Raw genomic sequence first — 909 nt, 5'->3', positions numbered from 1 at the left:
GCCGGGAAGCTCGCGGCGTCCGGTGCGGTGCATCGCAAGGCGGAGCAACACCCGCGTACTGGATGTACTCGGGTGATGCGACAACGCGGCGAGGTGCCGTGCCGGGCGTCGCGAGCCGGTGAACCTTTCCGGTCGCAGCACTAGCGTTCCCCGTTCCAGGCGAAGGCGTCCAGGGCCTTGAGGTTGCGCAGGGCCAGGGCGGCGGGGCCGTCCGGGCCGGCGGGCGGGGAGGCGGTGGCGGCCCAGGACTTCACGGCCACCCGGACGGCACTGCCGGCGACGGCGGCGGCGAAGCGCAGATCGGGCGTGATCACCGGGACGGGCGCGCCGGCCGACGCGGCCTCCCGGGCGGCCACCCCCTCACCGGTGGCCGCCTCCTCGCCACCAGCGCTGTCCTCGCCACCGGCGCTCTCCGCGCCACCGGCACTCTCCTCGCCATTGGCGTTCTCCTCGCCGGCGGCCGTCTCGCGCGTCGGCTCGGCCCACGCGGGAGAGGCCAGCCGTCGCGCCAGGATCTCTGCCAGCGCGTCCTCCGAGGTCTGCCCCACCTCGGCCCAGACCCGGCGCAGGGCGGGGCTGGTGTCGGTCAGCCGGATCAGGGTGCGCACCCACTCCCAGGAGGCCGCGGAGACGCCTCCGCCGCCGGGCAGCAGGGTGTGCTCGACGGCGTGTTCCAGGGCCTGCGGGACGGTGAGGCGGGCCGGGGCGGTCCGTACGGCCTCCGCCCAGCGCTGGGCACCGGCGGCGTACAGGGGCGCGACCGCTTCCTCCTTGGTGGCGAAGTAGCGGTAGAACGTGCGTGGTGCGATGCCCGCCTGACGGGCGATGTCCTCGGCACGGGTGGCCCGCAGGCCCTGGCGGACGAAGAGGGCGGCCGCCGCCCGCGCGATCTCCATCCGGGTCTCGGCC

Annotated in this window: 1 protein-coding gene; it reads right to left on the bottom strand. The window is 76.0% G+C overall.

Annotated features, from left to right (window positions below; translation table 11 throughout):
* Positions 1 to 140: 140 nt before the first annotated feature.
* Positions 141 to 909, bottom strand: a 769-nt coding sequence (locus FRZ03_RS24900; protein ID WP_261399332.1) for a TetR/AcrR family transcriptional regulator, incomplete at its 5' end; no start/stop codon positions are given.

It is taken from the genome of Streptomyces misionensis (assembly GCF_007896895.1).
In the GTDB taxonomy this organism is placed as follows: domain Bacteria; phylum Actinomycetota; class Actinomycetes; order Streptomycetales; family Streptomycetaceae; genus Streptomyces; species Streptomyces misionensis_A.
The sequence above is the reverse complement of the archived record's forward strand: the minus strand, read 5'-3'. Positions and strand labels throughout refer to the sequence as shown.